The 21,685-nt window shown below is 60.2% G+C and carries 18 protein-coding genes; 8 read left to right on the forward strand and 10 right to left on the reverse strand.

What is annotated here, in order from left to right; genetic code table 11:
* Positions 1–79: 79 nt before the first annotated feature.
* Positions 80–733 (reverse strand): HAD family hydrolase, encoded by a 654-nt coding sequence (locus ACILSQ_RS28665; protein ID WP_395747129.1) that lies wholly within the window; start codon positions 731–733, stop codon positions 80–82.
* Positions 734–803: 70 nt separating this feature from the next.
* Here ACILSQ_RS28665 and ACILSQ_RS28670 point away from each other — a divergent pair, with 70 nt between their 5' ends.
* A complete protein-coding gene (locus tag ACILSQ_RS28670; protein ID WP_395747130.1) occupies positions 804–1,616 on the forward strand; it encodes a histidinol-phosphatase HisJ family protein in 813 nt (270 codons plus the stop codon).
* Positions 1,613–2,461 (forward strand): dihydropteroate synthase, encoded by an 849-nt coding sequence (gene folP, locus ACILSQ_RS28675; protein WP_395747131.1) that lies wholly within the window; start codon positions 1,613–1,615, stop codon positions 2,459–2,461. Before ACILSQ_RS28670 ends, folP begins: the two co-directional genes overlap by 4 nt.
* Positions 2,462–2,616: 155 nt before the next feature.
* On the opposite strand, the gene ACILSQ_RS28680 is transcribed toward folP, so the two are convergent.
* Positions 2,617–4,506 (reverse strand): hypothetical protein, encoded by a 1,890-nt coding sequence (locus tag ACILSQ_RS28680; protein ID WP_395747132.1) that lies wholly within the window; start codon positions 4,504–4,506, stop codon positions 2,617–2,619.
* A gap of 105 nt (positions 4,507–4,611) precedes the next feature.
* On the opposite strand from ACILSQ_RS28680, the gene asd reads away from it, so the two are divergent.
* Positions 4,612–5,514, forward strand: coding sequence for an archaetidylserine decarboxylase (gene asd, locus ACILSQ_RS28685; RefSeq protein ID WP_395747133.1), 903 nt, complete (start codon positions 4,612–4,614; stop codon positions 5,512–5,514).
* Here asd and ACILSQ_RS28690 read toward each other — a convergent pair.
* Positions 5,499–6,392 (reverse strand): site-specific tyrosine recombinase XerD, encoded by an 894-nt coding sequence (locus tag ACILSQ_RS28690; protein ID WP_395747134.1) that lies wholly within the window; start codon positions 6,390–6,392, stop codon positions 5,499–5,501. The two genes, asd and ACILSQ_RS28690, sit on opposite strands and share 16 nt — an antisense overlap.
* Positions 6,393–6,479: 87 nt before the next feature.
* Between ACILSQ_RS28690 and ACILSQ_RS28695 the strand changes: the two genes are divergently transcribed.
* Positions 6,480–7,046, forward strand: coding sequence for a single-stranded DNA-binding protein (locus tag ACILSQ_RS28695; RefSeq protein ID WP_395747135.1), 567 nt, complete (start codon positions 6,480–6,482; stop codon positions 7,044–7,046).
* Between the two features lie 70 nt (positions 7,047–7,116).
* Positions 7,117–9,336 carry a DUF1549 and DUF1553 domain-containing protein gene (locus tag ACILSQ_RS28700; protein WP_395747136.1) on the forward strand — a complete coding sequence of 740 codons (2,220 nt, stop codon included), beginning with the start codon at positions 7,117–7,119 and terminating at the stop codon, positions 9,334–9,336.
* A gap of 10 nt (positions 9,337–9,346) precedes the next feature.
* Here the strand turns inward: ACILSQ_RS28700 and ACILSQ_RS28705 are convergent, their stop codons facing one another.
* The 3 genes from ACILSQ_RS28705 to ACILSQ_RS28715 are packed head-to-tail and all read right to left on the reverse strand — an operon-like array spanning position 9,347 to position 14,584.
* Positions 9,347–12,856 (reverse strand): hypothetical protein, encoded by a 3,510-nt coding sequence (locus ACILSQ_RS28705; protein ID WP_395747137.1) that lies wholly within the window; start codon positions 12,854–12,856, stop codon positions 9,347–9,349.
* A 4-nt stretch (positions 12,857–12,860) separates the two neighbouring features.
* Complete coding sequence (locus tag ACILSQ_RS28710; RefSeq protein ID WP_395747138.1) at positions 12,861–13,802, reverse strand: CsgG/HfaB family protein; 942 nt, start codon at positions 13,800–13,802, stop codon at positions 12,861–12,863.
* Positions 13,799–14,584 (reverse strand): hypothetical protein, encoded by a 786-nt coding sequence (locus ACILSQ_RS28715; RefSeq protein ID WP_395747139.1) that lies wholly within the window; start codon positions 14,582–14,584, stop codon positions 13,799–13,801. Before ACILSQ_RS28715 ends, ACILSQ_RS28710 begins: the two co-directional genes overlap by 4 nt.
* 331 nt (positions 14,585–14,915) lie before the next feature.
* Here ACILSQ_RS28715 and ACILSQ_RS28720 point away from each other — a divergent pair, with 331 nt between their 5' ends.
* Positions 14,916–15,167 (forward strand): hypothetical protein, encoded by a 252-nt coding sequence (locus ACILSQ_RS28720; protein ID WP_395747140.1) that lies wholly within the window; start codon positions 14,916–14,918, stop codon positions 15,165–15,167.
* 45 nt (positions 15,168–15,212) lie between these two features.
* Here the strand turns inward: ACILSQ_RS28720 and ACILSQ_RS28725 are convergent, their stop codons facing one another.
* Positions 15,213–17,735: a hypothetical protein gene (locus ACILSQ_RS28725; protein WP_395747141.1), complete on the reverse strand. Its 2,523-nt coding sequence runs from the start codon at positions 17,733–17,735 to the stop codon at positions 15,213–15,215.
* 210 nt (positions 17,736–17,945) lie between these two features.
* Between ACILSQ_RS28725 and ACILSQ_RS28730 the strand changes: the two genes are divergently transcribed.
* Positions 17,946–18,524 (forward strand): hypothetical protein, encoded by a 579-nt coding sequence (locus tag ACILSQ_RS28730; RefSeq protein ID WP_395747142.1) that lies wholly within the window; start codon positions 17,946–17,948, stop codon positions 18,522–18,524.
* Positions 18,525–18,599: 75 nt separating this feature from the next.
* Positions 18,600–19,730, forward strand: a complete 1,131-nt coding sequence (locus ACILSQ_RS28735; protein ID WP_395747143.1) for an SGNH/GDSL hydrolase family protein — start codon at positions 18,600–18,602, stop codon at positions 19,728–19,730.
* Between the two features lie 62 nt (positions 19,731–19,792).
* Here the strand turns inward: ACILSQ_RS28735 and ACILSQ_RS28740 are convergent, their stop codons facing one another.
* The 3 genes from ACILSQ_RS28740 to ACILSQ_RS28750 are packed head-to-tail and all read right to left on the reverse strand — an operon-like array spanning position 19,793 to position 21,674.
* On the reverse strand, positions 19,793–20,068 hold the full coding sequence (locus ACILSQ_RS28740) for a type II toxin-antitoxin system RelE/ParE family toxin (protein WP_395747144.1): 276 nt from the start codon (positions 20,066–20,068) through the stop codon (positions 19,793–19,795).
* Positions 20,062–20,325, reverse strand: a complete 264-nt coding sequence (locus ACILSQ_RS28745) for a hypothetical protein (RefSeq protein ID WP_395747145.1) — start codon at positions 20,323–20,325, stop codon at positions 20,062–20,064. The genes ACILSQ_RS28740 and ACILSQ_RS28745 overlap by 7 nt, the downstream gene beginning before the upstream one ends.
* A 50-nt stretch (positions 20,326–20,375) precedes the next feature.
* On the reverse strand, positions 20,376–21,674 hold the full coding sequence (locus tag ACILSQ_RS28750) for a PQQ-binding-like beta-propeller repeat protein (protein ID WP_395747146.1): 1,299 nt from the start codon (positions 21,672–21,674) through the stop codon (positions 20,376–20,378).
* Between the last annotated feature and the right edge of the window lie 11 nt (positions 21,675–21,685).

Genomic DNA, 21,685 nt, shown 5'->3' on the forward strand with positions numbered 1-21,685 from the left:
CAGGGAGGTGTTTAATTTCACAGCGCCGGACACTAAGGGGCCTGTTTCCCGCCCTCAAGTACCAGCGGAAACAATATTTTCAGCAAAGATCGAACAGTTCCGCAGGCCGTGAAATAAGCACCTCCGCTCCGCACTCCACCAGCTCCGCCTCGCTGCGGAACCCCCAGCGCACCCCCACCGCCCGCATGCCGCTGTTCCGCGCAAAGCGCATGTCGATCCCCGAATCCCCCACGTAGGCCATCTCCTCCGTCTGCAGACCCAGAGAGGCCGCCATCTCCCGCGCCCCCGCCGCATCCGGCTTGCGCGGCACCTCGGCGCGCTGGCCCAGGATGTGGTCAAACACCGCTGCGCCAAAGAAATGCTCCGTCATCGGCACGGTAAAACGGTGCGCCTTGTTCGAGATCACGCCCAGCTTCACCCCCCGGCCCTTCAGTTCCGCCAGCATCTCCACGATGCCCTCATACGGGCGGGTTTGCTCCTGCCACAGCAGGTCATACTGCGCCCGGTACTCCTCCACACAGACCTTGATCAGCTCCTCGCTCCGCACCGCCTCCGGCAGCGCCCGCTCCACCAGCTTTTCCATGCCGTCCCCCACCATCTGCTTGAACACCTCCTTCTCACAGCGCGGGTAGCCCCGCGCATCCAGCATCCGGTTGATCGACTCCGCAATGTCCGCCAGTGAGTCGATCAGCGTGCCGTCGAGGTCGAAAATGAAAGCTTTGAGGGTGGGCATGATCTCTTTCCATGCCGCAAATGACGCCGCGATCAACTTGCCAGCGCGCCCAATGCAGCGAAAAACTCCCATGCTCACCGACTACCACACCCACACCCCCCTTTGCCTGCATGCGGAGGGAAACCCTGTGGACTACGCGCGGCACGCCCGGAGCATCGGCCTCGCGGAGATCGGCCTGTCAGACCACAACCCCATGCCGGAGATCTATGACAACTGGCGCATGCCTCTCTCCGATCTGCCGCGCTACTTTGAGCTGGTGGAGGAAGCCCGCGCCGCGCTGCCAGACTTTCCCATCCGTCTCGCGCTCGAGTGCGACCACATCGAGGGGCATCAAAAGTGGATCGATGACACCACTTCCATGGCTGAATGGGACTACCTCATCGGCAGCGTGCATTACATCCACGACGGCATCGCCGTGGACGATCCCAAGCACGTCTCCCGCTGGAAAACCGCCTCCGACATCGAGCACATGTGGGGCATGTACTGGAAGCTCTACGAGCAGATGATCCGCACCCGGCAGTTCGACTTCCACGCCCACCCGGACCTGGCCAAACGCTTTGGCCTGCGCCCCGAAGGAGATCTGCGCCACTACTACGAGCCCGTGATCCAGGCTCTGGTGGACACAAACGGCATTCTCGAAGTGAGCACCGCCGGCCTGCGCAAGGACGTGCGTGAAATCTACCCTGCCCGCGAAATGCTGGAGATGGCCTTTGCCGCCAAAGTCCCCGTTGTCATCAATTCAGACGCCCACGTCCCCACCGACGTCGGCCTGGATTTCAACCAGGCGCTCGACCTCGTGCGCAGCGTCGGCTACACCACCACCGTGCGCTTTGAAAAACGCCAGCGGAAGGTGGTTCCTCTTCCAGAAAAGTGGCCGTTATGATCCTCCAGGCTCGCCAGCACCGCATCGAGTTTCCCCGCCGCCCGCTGGTGATGGGAATCGTGAACATCAATGACGACTCCTTCTGCGGAGACGGCACGCTGGATCCCACCCTGGCGCTGGCCCAGGCGCGCCAGCAGCTTCAGGAGGGCGCGGACATCATCGACATTGGCGCGGAAAGCGCCCGCACCAACCGCGAGGCCATCAGCGTCTCGGAGGAGATCGACCGCCTGCTCCCTTTCCTCGCCAAATGGCCGGAGCTCGCCTCCCGCTTCAATGCCCCGCTGCTTTCCATCAACACCTGGCGCAGCGACGTCATCGCCGAAGTGCTGCCGCAGGGCGGCGACCTCATCAATGACATCAGCGGCCTCCCGGACGCCTTCAACGCCAAGCTCTGTGCCGAGCACAACGCCGGGCTCCTCATCATGCACAGCGTGGGCCAGCCCAAGGTGCCCCACACCCATGTGCAGTATGACAGCATCATGGACACGCTGGACCACTTCTTCGAGCAGCGCCTCGTGCTGGCGGAAAGCGTGGGCTTGCCACGCGAAAACATCCTGCTCGACCCCGGCATCGACTTTGCCAAGCAGAAGGACGACAACCTCACGATCTATCGCGAGCTGCAGCGCCTCCATCGCTTCGAGCGCCCTCTCCTCCTGCCCGTCTCACGCAAGACGGTCATTGGAGACGTCCTGGGCATTCCCGCCCTGGAGCGCGATGCCGCCACCCAGGCCTGCATCGCCGCCGGCATGAAGCGTGGTGCGCAGCTCTTCCGCGTTCACAACGTCAAGGCCGCCGTGCAGACCGTGAAGATGCTCTGGGCCGTGGAAAGTACTCGCGGGCTCTAGCTCGCTCTGGGAAGCGCACGCTCACCGCCACTCAGGCAGATTTGGAGTGCGGTCGCGAAGCGAAGAATGAGCGCAGCTGCCGCTTTCCGCAGGCCGGAATGCTTCCGAATATCAGCAGACATTCGAAAGCACCCGAAGGTTCTCGATGATGAAAATCAAGCCGCGCCTTCTTCCGCCTTCTCAGCCTCGGGAGCAGCAGCTTCGTCTTGCGACGACTCCGCCAGCTTCTCTTCGGCCGCCTCCGCCAGCACTTCCTCCGCGATCGACTCCTCCACGGGAGGACTCGTCAGCGCGGGTTCGGCTTCTTTCGCAGGCGCTTCGGGAGCAGCTTCAGCCTTCACAGGTTCTTCCACCTGGGGATTCGCCAGCGCGGCCTGGGCCTCTTCGGCCATCAGTTCTTCGGCCATGGACTCCTCCACCGGCGCCACGTCAGACGGCGGCTCCGCCAGCTCTTCCTCCACTTCAGCCGCGGTTTCAGCATGCGCCTCAGTCGCAGGAGCGGCCGCTTCCGCCGCCTCCTTCGCAGCAGGGGCCTCCTTCTTCGCGCCCGCAGGTTCACCCTGCACGCCCAGGAAGACCATGCCGTCGCTGTATTCGATCACGTAGCCTTCATTCGCCAGCCAGCGGATGTCCTTGATCACCGCGATCTGCTCGTCCGTGGGATGCTTCGGCGCATTCGGGTCGGTGCCCTCCGGAGCTTCAGGTGAAGGCACAATCGACTCCACCAGCTTCTGCATGGGCATGCCATGGCTGGTCTTCAGGTGCTCCACGATCAGCGCGAGGCGGTCTGAAAACACCATGCCCGGCTCGATGGCACGCGGCTTGACCCGGCAGACGAACTGCTTGCCCGCACGGCGCTTGAACAGCTTCATGCCCCGGCGCTCCAGCCCGGCTCCGAGCTTCTGCGAAATCTCAAAGAGATGCTTCCGCGCGGCGTCCACCGCCTGGCGCAGCATGATGAAAAACACATGCGCCAGCTTCTGCTTGTCGATGTTCCCCGGCACCGTGGCGTCACGCACTTCGATGACGGCGTCATTGCCAAAGGTGCGGCGGAAATGCGCCTCCATGTCAGCACGGGAGTTGAGCGCCAGCGGCTCGCCGCCCTCCGGCACCTCGCCCTTCAGGCACACCCAGCGGCGGCCCTTGCTCATGTTTTCCTTCCACTTCGCGACGAGCTCCGGATTGGCCTCCACGCGAATGCGGCGTTTGAAATCCTCCAGCGACATGTTGGAAAACCGCTCACGATGCAGCCGCATCACACCTGTCTGATAGCTGTGATGGCTCGGCGGGGCGATGATTTCGCCGCTCATGCCGCAGACGGCCACGGAGGCAAATTCCCCCTTCGGCGCCTCGAGCTCGATCTCTTCCACCCGGTAAAACTCATCCAGCGCTGCGCTGCGCAGCACATGATTGAGCGCTTCATCCCGTGAGAGGAAAAGGCTGCCGTCCGCAGGCACATGGTAGAGGCCCGTGGCGCGCTCTTCCGCGCAGCGAAAGCGCACCATGAATCGGTCGCCACCCGCCAGCACCAGCCGTGCGGCGTCAAACATGCTGAAGGCATGACCCGTCTGGCGCACGTGCGCGGCCAGGGCGTCCACCGACTTGTCGTCAGGGAAGATCGTGACCTGCACGTCCTTCGGAATCTCCACCCACTCACGCTGCGGCGGGCCGCCACGGTCGCGATCTCCAAACCGGCGCGGACCACGGCGGTCATCGCCATCGCGGCGCGGGGGGCCGCCTTCGCCACGCGGACGGAATCCGCCGCCACCAGGACCATCACGACGCGGAGCGCCACCGCCAGGGCCATCACGGCGCGGAGGCGGGCCCCGGCGATCATCACGGCCGCCAAAGCCGCCGCCACCGCCACGGCGGTCGTCACGGCCACCGCGTTGCGGGCGGTCTTCGGCATCGGCATAGCGTTGTTTGATTTTATCTTCCTTGCCGAACTCGCCCACCCACGCAGGCATCAGTTTCAAATCGGAAAGGTCAACCAGGCCGCTGTTTTCTGGCGTCTGGCTGTCGGTGATGGGTTCGGGTTCGGTCATACTTTTCAGGCTGGAAGGGGGCCGCGACTATGCCTCGAATCGGATTTGTCGCCACTTTTGTTCGTGTGGCGTTTTCTTGGCTTGGCATTATGTGAACAAGTCCCCATGCCAGCCGAACCCATCACTTTCTTCAACCGCCTCACCCAGCGCCTCGAAACGGAGGCGGTGTACGGGGAGGGTTTCCTGCGCTTTACCTATGAAAATCCCCTCGGTTCCCTCCCCCTGCATGCGCTGGTGACCCGCTCCGCCTTCTCCCGCTGGTACGGCAGCCGCATGGACGCTCCCGCCAGCCGGGCCAAGATCGCCCCCTTTCTGGCCACCTACGGCCTGGACACCAGCGAATTCGCCGAAGCCCCGGATTCCTTCCGCACCTTCAACGAATTCTTTTACCGCAAGCTCAAGCCCCAGGCCCGCCCCATCGCTCCGGGGGATGACGTCATCACCTTCCCCGCTGACGGCCGTCACCTCGTGCTGCCAGACATCGCCTCCTGCACCGATTTTTTCGTCAAAGGCACCCGTTTTGACCTTGCCGCCCTCCTGCGGGACGACTCCCTCGCCACCCGCTTCGCCCGCGGCAGCATGCTCATCTCCCGCCTCTGCCCGGTGGACTACCACCGCTTCCATTTCCCATGCGCCGGCACGCCGGGGCCCGCCCGCCTCATCAATGGCCCGCTCTATTCGGTGAGCCCCATCGCCCTGCGCCGCCGCGCCAGCATCCACTGGGAAAACAAGCGCGAGATCACCCTGCTGCGCACCCCTGCCCTCGGTGATGTCCTTCTTCTCGAAGTCGGCGCCACCTGCGTGGGCTCCATCATCCAGACCTACAAGCCTGGCGTCCCCGTCGAGAAAGGCGCCGAAAAAGGCTACTTCCGCTTCGGCGGTTCCTGCTTCATCACGATTTTCGAACCCGGGAAAATCCGTTTCGCGGACGATTTGGTGGAGCACAGCCGCGCAGGCCGCGAAGTCTATGCCCGCATGGGCGAGGTGGCCGCTCACGCCCTCGGGTGAAATTTCCGATGCACCTCCTTCAGCCGCGCCTGATCCACATGCGTGTAGATCTGCGTGGTGGAGATGTCCGCATGGCCCAGCATTTCCTGAATCACCCGCAGGTCAGCCCCGTTGTTCAACAGGTGGGTGGCAAAGCTGTGGCGCAGCAAATGCGGATGCACCCGCGCCGGATCCAGCCCGCACAGCTCCGCCCGTTCCTTCACGATCTGCTGAATGCGCGCCGTCGTCAATTGGGTCCCGTTGCGTGAAATAAATAGGTGGCTCTGCGTTTTCGGCCCCACCAGCTCTGGCCGCGCATGCTTCACATAGGCCGCGATGGCCTCCCGCGCCGCGCCGCCCACTGGCGAGAGCCGTGTCTTCGAGCCTTTCCCCGTCACACGGATCCAGCCCTCCTCCAGGCTGAGGTTCTCCAGCCGCGCGTCCGCCAGCTCTGACAGGCGCACCCCGCTGGCGTAAAACAGCTCTAAAATCGCCCGGTCCCGCCGGTCCAGCGGCGCGGTGCCATTCACGGATTCGACGAGCTTCTGCACGTCCTGCTCGTTCAAAGAATCCGGCAGGTGCTTCTCCTGCCTCGGTGGCAGAATGGGGTCTGCAGGATCGACAGCGATCTTTCTTCGCGCTGTGAGCCAGCGGAAAAAGATCTTCAGCGCAATGAGCTCCACTCGCGCCGAGGACGCCGCGATGCCGTCCTTTTTCCGCTGGGCCAGGTAGCCTCCCACATGCTCCGTCGTTACGGCGGCCACGCTGGCGGAGTCATGCTTCGTTTGGAACCACGAGGCAAACGCCTCCAGCACCCGGCGCACCAGAAGCTGATAGTTCGCGGACAGGCCGCGCTCGGTCGCCAGGTGGAGGATGAAGCCATCGATAAGTTCCTGCATCAGCCTTCACCATCGCACGGATTCCAGCGTCAGGAGAATGACAAAATTCTTGCCCTCAGGCACCGGGGGCGGCAAAGATGCCCCATTATGGCCTCCTACAACAAAGTCATGCTCATCGGCAATCTGACCCGCGACCCCGAAGTGCGCTACACGCCCAAAGGCAGCGCGGTCTGCGACATCGGTCTCGCCGTGAACCGCGTGTACACCTCCGACAGCGGTGAAAAGGTGGAGGAAGTAACCTTCGTGGACGTCGTCCTCTGGGCCAAGATGGCGGAACTCGCCGGCAAATACCTTCACAAAGGCCGCCCTGTCTTCATCGAAGGCCGCCTGCAGATGGACTCCTGGGAGGACAAGCAGACCGGCCAGAAGCGCACCCGCATGCGCGTCGTCGGCGAGCAGATGCAGTTCCTCGGCAGCCCCGGCGGCGACCGCAATCAAGGTGGCGGCGGAGGTGGCGATGACGAAGGCGGCTACTCCGGCGGTGGTGGTGGTGGTGGCGGCGGTGGTTACAACCGTCCGCAGCAGCGTCCGGCCCAGCGCCCAGCCCCCCAGCAGCAGCGTCCGGCCCAGCGCCCTGCTCCCCCGCCCCAGAATGATGATTTCGGTGAAGGCCCCATCACCGACGGCATGGAAGACGACGACATTCCGTTTTAAGAGCTGAGCGGGGCGTTTTGCCCTGCTTGATTGGAAGAGAACCTGCTCCCAGGCCGTTATCTGCGGCCCCGTGAATCGCTTCGTACCCAGCTTGGTTTGCGCACTCAGCGCCGTCGCTTTGTCGTCGGCGTCTGCCGCCGAGACTGTGTCCTTCCGCAATGATGTGATGGCCGCCATTTCCAAAGCCGGCTGCAACCTCGGCACCTGCCATGGCAATGCGACGGGCAAAGGCGGCTTCAAGCTCTCCCTCCGCGGCCAGGATGCGGACTTCGACTTCAAGGCCCTCGCCCGCGATGCCGCCGGCCGCCGTGTGGATCTCTTCGCTCCGGAGCGCAGCCTGATCCTCGTCAAAGGCGCCAACCAGATCGCGCATGAGGGCGGCAAGAAGCTCGATCCGAAAAACTGGGAGTATCAGGTGCTGCGGAGCTGGATCGCCGCAGGCCTGCCGCGCGATGACAGCACCGCCCCCAAGCTGACCAAGCTCACCGTCACGCCCACCGAACGCGTCTTGGACGAACCCCAAGACAAGGTACAAATCACTGTTCAAGCCACCTTTGCCGATGGCACGAAGCGCGACATCACCGACCGCGCCATCTATGAGCCGCTGCAGAACGGCCTGGTCGAAGTGAGCCGCGGCGGCCTGGTGAAACGCCTGCAGTTTGGCGAGCCGGGCGTGCTCGTGCGTTACCTCAACCAATCCGCCACGGTGCGCCTGACCTTTGTGAAAGCGAATGCCGCCTTTGCCTGGAGCAATCCGCGCCGCGACAACTACATCGACTCCCACATCTTCGGCAAGCTCAGGACCCTGCGCATGAACCCCAGCGCCCTGTGCAGCGACGAGGTCTTCGTCCGCCGCGCCTGGCTGGATCTCTGCGGCATCATCCCGCCCGCCGATGAAGCCCGCGCCTTTGCCGCAGACACGCACCGCGACAAACGCGCGCGTCTCATCGACCGCCTCATGGTGCGCCCCGAGTTTGCCGATTTCTGGACGCTGAAATGGTCCGACGTTCTCAAGGTCGAATCCCGCACGCTGGACACCAAAGGCCTGCGAGCCTTCCACGGCTGGATTCGCGGCTGCATCGCGCGGAACCGTCCCATCAACGAAATGGTGCGCGCCATGCTGGCCTCACGCGGCAGCACCTATCACGAGCCCGAAACGAATTTCTACCGCGCCAACCGCACGCCCGAACTTCGCGCCACCACGGCGGCTCAGGTGTTTCTCGGCACCCGCCTCCAGTGCGCGCAATGCCACAACCATCCCTTCGACCGCTGGACGCAGGACGACTACTACAACTGGTCCGCCGTCTTCGCCCAGGTGGACTACAAGATCCTCGAGAACATCAAGCCCCGCGACAAGAGCGACAAGCATGAGTTCAACGGCGAGCAGGTGGTCTTCCTCAATGCCAAGCTGAACATCGAAAACCCGCGCACCGGCGATGTGGCAAAGGCCCGCTTCCTCGGTGCCGACATGCCGAAGCTCGCCGAAAAAGAAGACGAGCTCCAGGCCGCCGCGAGCTGGCTCACCAGCGCGCAGCACCCGCTCTTTGCCAAGGCGCAGGCCAACCGCATCTGGTACCACCTGATGGGCCGCGGCCTTGTCGATCCCGTGGATGACATGCGCCTCACCAACCCCGCCAGCCATCCGCAGCTTCTGGAAGAACTCTCCCACGATCTCGTCCGCAGCGGCTTTGATCTGCGCCATCTCATCCGCACCATCATGCTGAGCCGCACCTATCAGCTCGACAGCGCGCCCAACGGAACCAACGCCGCCGATCTCGCCAACTACTCCCATCACCTGCCCCGCCGCCTCAGCGCCGAGCAGCTCATCGATTCGCTCTACACCTCACTTGGTGTCACCCCGCAGTTCAAAGACTGGGACCGCGGCCTCCGTGCGGGCCAGATCCCCGGCCCCGCCAATGGCCGCGGCAGTCCAGATCCCATGTCCCCCGAAGCCTTCCTCGTCCAGTTCGGCCGCCCGAAACGCGAGCTGAGCTGCGAATGCGAACGTGGCGCCGACACCTCCATCGGCCAGATTTTCCAGTTCATCAGCGGCCCCATCGTCAGCAGCGTCGTCTCACAGAAATACAACCACCTCTACTCGCTGCTCAAGAACCCCGACAACGCCGCCGTCACCCGCGATCTCTACTGGTCCCTCCTCACCCGCGCCCCCACCGGCGACGAATCCAAAGTCATCGAATCCCTCCTCGCCTCCGCCAAAGACCGCCGCCTCGCCCTGGAAGACATCGCCTGGAGCCTCGTGAACGCGAAGGAGTTTTTGCTTTGCCGTTAGTCCAAAGTTTTTATGGCTGTGGATGCTCCGCCAGCCACTGACGAATATCCTGCCATGGAAGAATCCAAACTCCATGCCCTATCGCGCTGCAGAGTGCCAACGCGTGTTCGGTGGAGACCAAACCATTTTTTTGCATGAAAAATTCCACGAAGCCCTCGGTTTCACTTTGTTGAAACACGGCTGGCGTGGAAGCACGATCTTCCGCGCTCCAAACAAAACCTAGCGGTATTTGAACAGGCTTCTCCCGGCCGGGCAGCAGCCCGATCAACCTCACCTCTTTATCCTGTTTATGGAGAATCCACAGCTCATCGCCATGCAATGTAGGGCAGACATAGATGCCATATGTTGCAGGCCGCGGAGCCTCTAGAATGGCAGGCGTCTTCCAGCGCGGTGAAAGGCCTGCAGGGAGTCTCAGCTTGATATTATCAGACAGCATGAGCAGTTCCGGTTCTGCGGCTGACGGCCGCACACACCAAGCATGCCATTTTTGAGCGTTCAGACCATCCGCGTTTCTCATGGTCAAGACTTGCCACAAAAGAGTTCTATCTCCGCAATGGAAGACTTCAAACATCCCATTGACCGGTATTTTCGATGAACTGGTATCATTGAGATCATACACTTTGCATGAAAAAAAATGAGATTTGTCCGCTTGTCCAAATTGCCCCAAGCTCACCCATGGAGCGCCCCCGGGCCCGGCAAAGACGCCATCTATTTTCGCGACATCAATGGTATCCAAAGCATGCTCCGCAGGCCGGCGCCGAGTGGATACGAGCCAGCTAACACCTCCCGCGGTTAACCAGCCAATGCCCGCGCCGGAACTCTTGCTTGCTTCACCAACAACTAAACTGCCATAAGCTGCAAGCACTCCTTTGTCAGTCGTTCCAATGGAATAAGCTGCATCTGGCACATCCAGTTTTGCCCACTGGCGTGTGGTGCGGTCGTAGCGCCACAGGGCGTGGACATTTGCCGCACAAACTTCCCGGTTAGTGGCAACGATTTGCTGAATTTGATCCCCTGTCTCACCCGGCGGCTTCCCGAATGACTCTGTTTGATAAGTCCTGGGATCGAAACTGATGATTCCCGCCTTCTCGTGCGAGAGCCAGACACGCGTCCCGTCTGTGTTGAGATATTTTGTGTTATGCCACGAAATTTGTTTGGGCTGCGCCCGCCATGTTCGAAACTCCTGATCCATCGGCATCTGCCGGAAAAGATTCCAGTAACGAGTCACCTTGAGTCTTTCAGCAACCGGCGGAGCAGAGACACTTTTCTCCACCAAACCCGGCCATTCCTCTGACAGCTTAGTGTAAGCATCTTCGAAAACTTTGGCATATGGCTGACCTGCCCATCCAACCATCTTGGACAACCTGGCATCTCCTTCAGCGCGCTTTCGATAGCCGGTCATCGCCGTGAGCAATCTTTTTGTTTCGTCCCTGGAGAGAACGTCTTTCGCAAAGAATCCACTGAAAACACGTGGCGACATCAACCATTCGTCCGGCACCCAAGATTCCTTTTCGAAGAGATCACAGCATAGCGCAAGAAATAAGCGATAGGTCTTAAGCGACCTGAGAAACTCACTTTTCTCATGCGGAAACTCCGGATGCAGAGCGGCGAATAGAACCTCGCCCTCTTCCTGCGGGAGAAGCAAGCGGTGCTTCCAGAGCAGTTCGACGCTTTCATGCAGCAGCCGCAGTCTTGTCTCCAACTGTTGACTGCTGGAAATCTCCAGGTACAACCCATCAGCCTGCGCCTGCGGTGATGGTGATGCCCGAAGCGTGGCAATGAACTCACGCCATAATCTTGCGGCATTCTGTGAGCCGGCTTCATCCCAGTCAATAAGGCGAAAGTTGCCACGTTGATTGTTTCGCACCAAGGCATGGTCCAGCGCTCTCTCTTCAAGATAGGGGCCATAAAGAGGGCCGCTCCCAAAGCCAGCCATCGTGGTGCGAAGCCGGCTTTGCCATTGATGACGCGCCTCACTTGTCGGCCCGCCAAATTCCGGTCCAAAAACTTTCGTGTAGTAAGCCAGCGTTTCCTGCGGAGTTCTGCACCAATAGGCGGCAAAGCAGACCTTTTTCAGCGTATATTCATGATCATGATTGATGTCCTCGGCCGGGTCATTCATGCACGTCACCAGACGATGTATCGCCATGCGCAAATGGTTGACCAGTTCTCGATGTGCCACGTGCTTTCCAGCCTCATGCACCGCCTGAAGCGTGCGCACTGCCGAGTAAAACACCTGGCGTCTCAGCGTGACCGGATTCAGGAGGCCATGTTCACTGATCCTGGGGATTGCAGCATGGGCGTTTGACTCCATGTAGTCCGCCGCAAACCCTGCTGCCCGGATTGCCGCTTCTAAATGAAACGGGAGATGATCGGGTTTGATTTTATCGGCCGGATAATTCCCGCCACCACCGCCATTTTCGACACGCAAATCGTTGGGGTAGGCGCTCATGGTATAGGCCTGCACTCTTCCCGCAAAACTCATCGGGTCTTTGTCTCCTAGAGCGATCGCAGACTCAAAGGCCTCCGCCGCCTGAGATGTCAGCCAATGCTTGAGCAGCCAGGTTCCCATCTCGGCATAGGCATGGGCCTCCAGCGCCGGCTGCCATGCGGGAGGCTCCCCCTTGCTACGGTCTTGCTTTACGATTCGCTTAACAATGTCGTTGACCAAGGAAACCGGATCTTCCATCGAGCCTTGGATGTTGTCGTCTGCTCCAGCCTCACTGCCCGCTATTTTCACTCTGAGGCGGACTTGCAATCTGCCCTCGTTTTCAAGAAATGAACCGTCCACCAACCGCGCACCTGCAGCAGGCATGCGAGAATCTTCAGCCATGAGCGAGTGCTCAAACACCACATCGTTTAGCCGCCAGCGTTCCATCAAAGCCACACTGGGTTCATCTGCCAGACGATGCGCAAGAAGGAGGTTCAAGGTGGTCTCAAAAGAACGAAGCTTCGGATTGTCAACCGACGCACGTAGTCCGAGCAGCGACACTTTCAGCGGAGTTGTGCCGCCAGATTCTCCAATCCTTTTCAGAGGCGCCATGAACTGGGCAGCAGCAAATTTCACATTCGTTTCCAGTTCATCCGGCAGCCAGGGCAGCACCAAGCCATGCAGGACACTGGCATCGGACACCTTGGTAAGCCGCAGCAAGAGCAGAGGGTGCAGCTTGTCCGTTGCATCCACACTGATGAACAGCATTGCGTCTGCGTGAGCCAGACGTGCGAGCGCGAAGGAGCGTTCCGTTACTCCAAGAGCGCTCAGCGAAGACTCGGCTGCCAGACGGGCCAGTTCAGCGCGCTCAACCAAAACGAAGGCAGATTCCTGGCTCAGTGACGCATTAAGCACATCTGCAAAAGCTTGGGCTGAATTCGCGGCCACAATCGCCACACGCGGAATGCCATCATTGGCCGCATGTCCCACTGCGGGCACAAAGACGAGAACAAACGCCAGGACGGCCAATTTTGGCCACACCCAGAGCTCTCGCCAGGAGCCAGCATCCTCAATGAGTTTGTCGGACATGGATTCAAGGCGTTGCAAGCTTCAACGCGATACGCTCGACCAATGTGAAGCCTGCTTCTTGCAGCGCCGTCTTTCCAGCCACGGCTTCAGCGATATCCACGGCAACGCCTGTTTCACGTTCCACTGCCAGAATCTTGCTGTCCTTGTGGCGAAGGGCCTGCACTTCAATGCGCGCCCGGGAAGAGATGAGTTGTCCGCGGCGCACACCACTTTCGCTGAAAGCCTCACCGGTAATCACAATATCGGGTTGCTTGGCCGGTGTTTTGGGATCGATGACCTCGAAACCCAATGCCAGGAGCACATTTTTCATTTCTGTCTCAGCTGCTGGATCAGGCACGGCCTGCCTGATCGCTTGTTCTGGAATGCTGACCTGAACACTGGGAAGCATCTTGCCTTCAATCGCCTTTTTCATTCGCGCCAGCCGTTCTTCTCGGGTCACAAACACTGGAGTGAATGCTGCATGTTGCTTTGCAATCAGCTTGCCCACCTTGTCGGCAAGTTCACTGGCGGGTTTTTCCAAGGAGGCGGATGCCAGTCCGCTGACTTTCTCACCAAACACACGTGAAGTCTCGACACTCATCACCTTGGCGACCAGCAACACATTGTCACCGGTCGGAATGATGCGTCCGGTCACAAGGATGCGTGCTCCCAAAATGCGGCCTGTTTGGGTGGCGGCAGCGGGGTCAGCAAGGCCTGAGAGCTTTAGGTTATGCTCGCCCAGCAGTTTATCGATGTCAGCACGCTCCACCATCCAAAGATCGGCATTGGTGGAGAGCTGGGCTGCCACCAGCGTGGCGACTTCACCAGCTTTCGTCTGCCCTCTTTCATCCGGGCCTTCAAACGGCAGGACAGCGACGGTCAGCGGCGGCTGTGGCGCAGTATTTTGAGCTTGCAGATTTGCCGCCAAAAGGACTGACAGACATAGGCAAAGAAGAGGTGTTTTCATGGGATGGAAGCGAGGTGTTTGAGCAGAATTCGATATAGAAATGCATCGCGCTGCCAGTCAGGAGCACCCGGCAGATGCACAAGGGTCAGACGTTTGCCTCCAACATCTTGGTACGATACTTCGAGCATGCTGACCGGCTTCGCTTGCACCATCAGCAGGGAGGACTGCTCACCTAGAGACGGAAGCTGCGTCGAACTATCGGCAGTGACTTCACCCACGGCGAATGCCTGGGGATCAATGTGCAGCGGCATTTCAGCGCCAAGATCATCGAAAGGAATGCGCCAAGTCCGCAACTTCTCACGCAGACCTGCTGCACGGCCAAACACATGCAGTTTGGGCAGATCTTTCAGCGCCGCCTGAACTGCCGCCAGGGATGTCCACTGCAGGTGAAACGTCGCTACCCGCGATCTGCGCTTCCCATTCTCGGTGAAGTTGATCACAACGATTTGAGATACCGGCTTGGAGGTGTCTGGAGCAGGGATCGTGAAGCTTCCTTCCAATACAGCAGGATGCGTGGGCGCTGGCTCTCGGGCAAAACGCAAATCTTTTGCCATCGGCGCTCCAATGCTTCCACCGTCCAAATAAACGTCCGCGCTTAATTCGCCCTCAAGCTCTTTGTTTTGCAAAAAAGACAGTCTCACCGTCGCATCGGCGCCGAGAATTCGCTCAACGACTTCGGAAACCCCATGCTCGAGGTCACCATCCAACGCCAGCATCCGCAACGGCTCAGCAGCAGGCAGGCAGGCGGTAAGGAAGACAGCGGTTAACAACCAGAATTTCATGAACGATGACGTGAGTAAATTTAATAGCAGGCTTACGGGTTAGGCTGCAAGCCTAATATCTCTCTGGAGCTGGATAACATTCAAAAAGAGCTGCTTTCTATGAAACCGGCCATGCTCCGCCATCGAAGGAATTACTTGAGGCCTCTCGAATGCGAAAGCGTTTTTGCTTTGCCGTTAAATGCGCCCCGCTTTAACTCTCGGGGTTCATGACAGAGGAGCGCAAAGCCCGGATCTACGAAGGCGTCCGGCGCATGGTCATTTGGGACGAATCCCGTGACGATGTTTTCATCGGCTGGAAGTCAATGGCATCCCCCAGGAGGCGGCACAGCAGATGTACGCCAAAGCCCGTGCCGAACGAATGGCGATGATCAGGTCCGATTCGATCAAGAAGGCGGCTCTCGGGTTTGGCCTCCTGTTGCTCACAGGCGTCGGCGGAGCATTTCTATATATGGGCGGCATCGTTCGCTCACTCCTTGTTTTAAACGCCGCCGCCTCCGTCTATGGCCTGTGGTTCTTCTCCAAAGGTCTGTTCTACTTCTTCTTTGCCCACACGAAGAATGGCTCTTTGGCCAACGACGACTGACCCTTTGCCATCCTCCGCTGAAACGCCATCACCTGCAGGTCGTCATCACTGGGGTCTGTTTTGCATCAGCTCATCCATGCGTTTGCTCTCCGCATCGGCCTCCTTCCGCTCCGACGTTCCAGGTGGAAAGGCCTGATCCATAAATTTTGCCGCCGCTCCAGCATCGGCCTCCCGCCACGATTGCATCAGATCGATGGCATACACTTGCCGCAGTTGTCCTTTCATCTGCAAAACATAACGCGCGGTTTCCTGCGGCTGGGTCTTTCTCCAGTGGTCGGCAAACGCCGCCAGACCACCGTTAATGCCTTCGTGGTCACGCTGCTTCTCCAGCCAGACGGTGGCATGCTCTGTCTCCTCGTCATCCAAAAAATGCTTCACAATACGGTGCAGGGCGATCTCCCCCGGACGATTCCGCCACAGCCATTCATCAGCCGCATCTGCCTCTTTTTCACGCCACACCTGGTACACCACCCACACGCCATCATCATAGTTGTTGCCGCTGTCGGTCATTCTTTCAGGCCTGGCCTCCAGCCACGCCCTGGCTTCAGAGCATGAGGTACGGGCCAGCCTGCCCAAAACCGCCAGGGCATAAGCCCAGGAATCCGATTTCAGTCCGCCGTGCTTTTCTTGCTTCGCTGCTTCGGCGGACTGTCTGCGTACATCACGCTCCACAATAAGATCCAGCATGGCCAGTCCGGCCTCGGTGGTGGTAAATGATTCCAGGAACCCCCGAAAAGCCATGGGCTGCCATTTCAGCGGCAGCGTTTGAATCTTGCGCAGTGCCTCGGCATCATTTTCCAGCGTCCATCCACAGGCCAGATTTTTAGTGATCTCATGGCTGTCATGGTGAAGAGTTTGTCGCGAACGCTGGCCGCCGAGATCAGCATTTAGGGCATCCTGCGCAAGCATGCCCGTATCGATGAGTTCACGCAGTCGTTGCAACACCTCGTCTGGAAACCGCAAGGCGGCCTCACTGAACAACTGAATGAGCATCTCCCGCCGCGTGGCGGGCGGCAGATCTGCCTTCCAGACAAAACGCTCGCATTCACGCCAGTCACGCACCGCCCAGCACTCAATCAGATCATTCGCGAAAAGAGTCATCCCCCCTTTCTCCTGCCGCAGATGCGCTAGAAGCACTCCCTTCAGCTCCGCGGGAGCAGCGTCCATCATCCATTGCAGCGCGTTCAATCCCGCAAGACGTTCCGCCGCGTCATCAGAGCGCCACGTCAGGCGGTGCTCACGCGCCAGCTCACGGCTGCGTTGGGTGTCCTGGGCCGTCGCCGTGTAAGGTTCGTGGTCCACCGGCACTTCAAACCCCTTCGTGCCCCACGGAGGATTATCCTCCGCGACCATCTCAAATGAAAACGGCGCGGTGTCTGGCGCTTTGACAGGAGTCTCTTCTGCTTTCGGCTCTGCCGCCGCCAGCTTCATGCGTTGAACCACCTGTTGTCGCAATTCCTCTTCAGGAAACACCAGCGTCATGAATGGATCATCGGCCCGTAGTTGAAAGGGCTTCTCGCCATAGGAGCAGCCTTCAAACCCGGCCATCAGGGCGGCCTCTCGTTCGCCGGCAGGCAGGGCGGCCAGCCAGCGGCCAATGACGAGACGGCCTTCTCGTTCAAGCTTGCTTCGGGCCGGATGATCAAACCACCTGACCACGGCAGCCTTCACCCCGTCTCTTCGGGACTGAGTCTGCAACCAGCCCAGCGCTTCAGTGATGTTCTCCTCATCCTCTCCAGCGATGGCGGCAGCACAGCTCTGCAGCGAGCCAGCAGCCTCCGGATCGTCCTTCCCATGCTGCGCCATCAGCCAGTCGGCGGCAGCCATGGGATCTGCCCTGGCCCAGAAACGGAACAATGAATGGCGCACATACCTGATGTTCCAGGCCTTCCAGGAGTCAGACACACGCGCTGTGCCCGGAGGAAATAATCTCTCGATGCATGCGCGCGTCTTGGGCAGGTCCTCCCTGGCTGACGCCTCCACCAGGGCATCACAAAAATACGGTTCTCGGGTTTGCTCATGAATCGCTGGCTCCTCGTCTCCCACGAATCTTTCCAGCAGTGCCAGCCGCTCGTCCACCGTGGAGGCAGCCTCGACGAACCCCTCAAAGACCGCCGCCCTCATGGGTGCGGAGAGCGTGGGGGAGTTCAGCCGTGAAAGTGCTCCCAGATGCTCCCGTCGCAGCCACTCGCCCCCCACCTCCGTCAGGATCGCCTCCGCATACCAGTGGCAGGTGTTTTTTGGCCCGCAGAGCCTCTGAACCTCTTCATAGACATGGTCAGGATGCGAATGAGCCATGTAGCCATGCACAGCATACGCAGCTTCATCGAATCCGGAAAAACGCCGGGGCTTCTCCAGCATTTTCAGTGCTCTTGCCTCGTCCTTCTGCGTCAGCCGCCTCCAGGCCGCCCGCACAAACACATTGCTGCCGCCCTTCTTGAGCCACACATCAAGCGCAGCCCCCAGCAGATCGCTGTCAGCATGCAAAATCGCCTCCAAGGCACGCGTCTGCTTTTGCACACGGTCCGCCACACTTTGCGCGTGCTCCGCCTCTTCCAGCCATTGCAAAAATTCACTCCCCTTCGCGGACAGCTTGCCTGCTGCTTGACCGAAAGCATGCGCTGTCCAAAACAGCACCGCAGCGCACACAAGCCCGGTCATTAGCGAGTTCACTCCCCCAGAATGCCTGACCGTCGCAGCAAAGTCGAGTCCGCAGTTCAGTCCTGGATCCGGCCCCTTCCCGCATGACAAAACCGCACCTGCGTGGCATATCAAAGCATGAACACCACCCATCCCCGCCTCACCCTCTTCCTCGCCGGCCTGCTCGCCGTCGTCACCCTGTCCTCCTGTACGGAGGGCAGCCTCAGCCGCCTTCGCAATGTGCGCACCGGTGCCATTGGCATCGGCCCCACTGGAAGCCTTCCGAGTGATCATCCTTCGCTCCGGCTCAAACCCGAGTCCCCTGAAGAACTGCGCGTGCATCAGGCCGTGCGCCGCGGTGTGGAGCGCGCTTTGGACGACAGCCGCGCCTTCCACTACATCCCCTTCTCGCAGATGAAGGAAGTGCCGCAGCATCTGAACCCCTTCAACGAGCGTGCCGAGGTCAAAAAGTTCGCCTCCACAAATCGTCTTGAGGCCGTGGTCCGCGTGTGGGTCACGCCCAGTCTCAAACATCAAAGCGTCACCGTCGGGCTTCTCGCCCATGGCCGCAGCGGCAAGCCTGTCTCCAGCGACCTCGCCACCGCGCATGGCCCCAACCCTCCGCTAAAAAACCCCACCGCCCGCGCTTCTCTTTCCACCTGGGAAAAGACCGCTTATGAGGCCACGAAGAAAGCGCTCGCCAAAGTGCGTGGCTGATTGCGGGCACCGGACCTCGGCCGCGCTGCAATTGAAGTGAGAACGCCTCAGTGACTGACGTACTGATGCGCTCTCATGAAACCAGCTCTTCTCCTTGCTCTCTTCGTCAGCACCTCGCTGCTCGCTCAAACCGCCGCACCGAAAGCTCCGGCACCCGCACCCGCCGCCAAGCCCAAAGGCCCCACCATTCCAGCCGACGCGCAGTGGCACGATGTCACCACCTGGGGCGTCGAAGGCCGTGGCTGGGGAGATCAGGAGCGCCTGCGCTGGTTTGACCGCCTGCCCGCCAAAGCGGAAAAGACCGTCACGCCTGCGGTGTGGGGACTGAGCCGCGACAGCGCGGGCATGATGGTTCGCTTCAAGACCGACGCCAAGGCCATCTACTGCCGCTATGATCTCTTCAAGGCCAATCTGGCCATGCCCGCCATGCCTGCCACCGGCGTCAGCGGCCTCGATCTGTATGCGCGTGATGCCAAAGGCCAGTGGAAATGGGTCACCTGCACGAAGCCGGGCGCTCAGCACATCGAAGCCGTGATGATCAGCGATCTCGCCCCCGGCGAGCACGAATTCGCCGCCTACCTGCCGCTTTACAATGGCATTGAAAAACTCGAAATCGGCGTGCCTGCGAACGCGAAATTTGAAGGACTGAAGCCGCGCGAGAAGCCCGTCGTGTTCTACGGCACTTCCATCACGCATGGTGCCAATGCTTCCCGCCCCGGCATGGTTCACACCGCCATCCTCGGCCGTCATCTGGACCGCCCTGTCATCAATCTCGGCTTCTCCGGCAACGGTCGCATGGACGCCGCCGTTGGCGATCTTCTCAATGAGCTCGATCCCGCCGTCATCGTCATCGACTGCCTCCCGAACATGGGCCCTGCCGACGTCGCCGCCAAATGCGTGCCGCTGGTGAAGCAACTGCGCAGCAAGCACACCACCATCCCGATCATCCTCGTCGAAGACCGCCGCTTCACGAATTCCTGGATCACCCCCGCCAAAGCCAAGTTCCATGACGAAAATCACGCCGCACTCAAGGCCGCCTACGAACAGTTGAAGAAGGAAAAGGTCGCCAACCTCCACTACATCGGCGGCGACGCCCTCTACGGCACCGACGCCGAAGGCTCCAACGACGCCTCCCACGGCACCGACCTCGGCTTCCTGCGTCAGGCGGAAATTTTTGAGCCAGTGCTGCGCAAGGCGCTGAAGTAGTCCGCCTCACTCCGACCCCGGCGGTTCCAGCAATCGCCGGGGAAGGTCACGCATGCCCTGAATCACGCGAAATACGACCAGCGTGTCGTCCTCAACACGGTAAAAATGAGATGCCTGTGAAAGGAACCGTGAATCCGGAATGACCTCAACTGCGCAAGACGCCGGTCTCTAAATTTGCGGATGTGGCCGATTTCTGGATGACGACAGAGTTGTTCTTTCGTCTCGTTAAATGCAGCCAGATACCGTTCCGCCAGATCTTCATCGGCCACATCTGCATACCATTCATATTGCAGATCAAGATCCAGCAACGCATCCGAACGGATGTCGGCCGTCAGCATGGCTGCAATGACGTCTGATTTGCCTCAGCACGCTTTCTATCACGCCAGCGCTGCCGAATGCCTTCGTAAAGCTCTTCATTGATAGGCTGGCGCGGGCTGTCCAACGCCTTGAGCATGACCGCTTCGAGTTCAGGGGATTCATAACCATCTTCCCGAACCACCTCATCGTGGCGCTCATTCATCCACTCGAACAATTCCATGAAGCTGTCCACAGGCAGTGCACGGATTGAGTCTTCAATTTGAGCGAGCGTCGTCATAGCAGAAAGTTATGCATCACCGGGCGCAACGCAAGCCCCTCGATCACACCTCACTTCCCGATCTTATACAGCGCCTTGTCCGTGCGGATGAACAGGGCGCTGCCATCGGCAATCGGGCTCGCCATGATGGCGCCATCCATCGTGTTCTGAGAGATGATCTTGAATTCCTTGGCTGCGTTCACAATCGTCACCACACCTTCGCGGCTGCAGAAGTAGAGTTTGCCGTCTGCCAGGATGGGCGAGGCGCTGTACTTGCCGCCGATGCGTTCGCGATAGAAGGCTTCGCCGGTCTTTGTGTCCACGCAGCTCACGATGCCGCCGTCATCCACGTAGAAAAGCAGCCCCTTCTCCAGCACGGGAGAGCACATCTTCGGCGCGTTCTTGTTGTTGCGCCAGGCCACTTCGGGCGTCTTCACCCCGGCATATTTCAGCGCCACCATGGCCGACTTGCCAAAGGCGGTGCTGAAGTAGATCTGCTGGTCGTCCGCCACCGGCACGGTGGACATGGAGAAGCCCAGCTCGCCGTAGTGCACCTTCCACAGCTCCGCGCCGGTCTGGGGATCGTAGCCGTAGATGTTGTTGGCGGCGGAGCTGACCACCTGCGGCTGACCATTGATGGTGACGACAAGCGGGGTGCCGTAGGCTTTGCGCTGCTGGGGGCGGGGGTCCATGTCTCCGGTGCGGGGTGTTTTCCAGGCGACGGCGCCTTTGATTGTGTCGAATCCGGCAATGAACTGCTGATCACTGCCGTCGAAATGCGCGATCAGCCGGTCCCCATGGAGCACGGCGGTGGAGCCGGGGCCATTTTCGTGCATGACGTGGAGTTCTTCGTTTTTCCAGAGCACCTTCAAGGTTTTGGTGTCGAGAGCGACGGTGCCAAAGGAACCGAAGTGAGCATAGAGGCGGTCCTTTTCCAGGACGGGGGAGGGCGAGGCATAGCTGTTGAGCTGATGCGCCCACTGCGGCTCCTTGACGTTGAGGAGCTCAATGTCGTGGAGGATTTTGCCGCTGTTGCGGTCCACGCATAGGGCGTGAAGGCTTACCGAGCCCAGGACTGTCAGGGGCTGGTCTCCGGTGTTGGATTCGAGGCGGCGTTTGGTCTCCTCTGGAGTGGCGGGTTTTTCGATGGCGGTGGTGAGCCAGATGTGATCGCCCCACATGACGGGGGTGGAGTGGCCGCGGCCGGGGATCTCGGTCTTCCAGGCGACGTTGCTGGTTTCGCTCCAGGTCTCCGGAAGGCCGGAGGCGTTCGCATGCCCCTGGGCTGAGGGACCGCGCCATTCGGGCCAGTTGCCGGCATGGGACGACGAGGCGAGAATTAGAAGCGGGAAAAGAATGCGGTGGATCATAGGCAAGAACT

Source organism: Prosthecobacter sp., from assembly GCF_044227185.1.
In the GTDB taxonomy this organism is placed as follows: Bacteria; Verrucomicrobiota; Verrucomicrobiia; order Verrucomicrobiales; family Verrucomicrobiaceae; genus Prosthecobacter.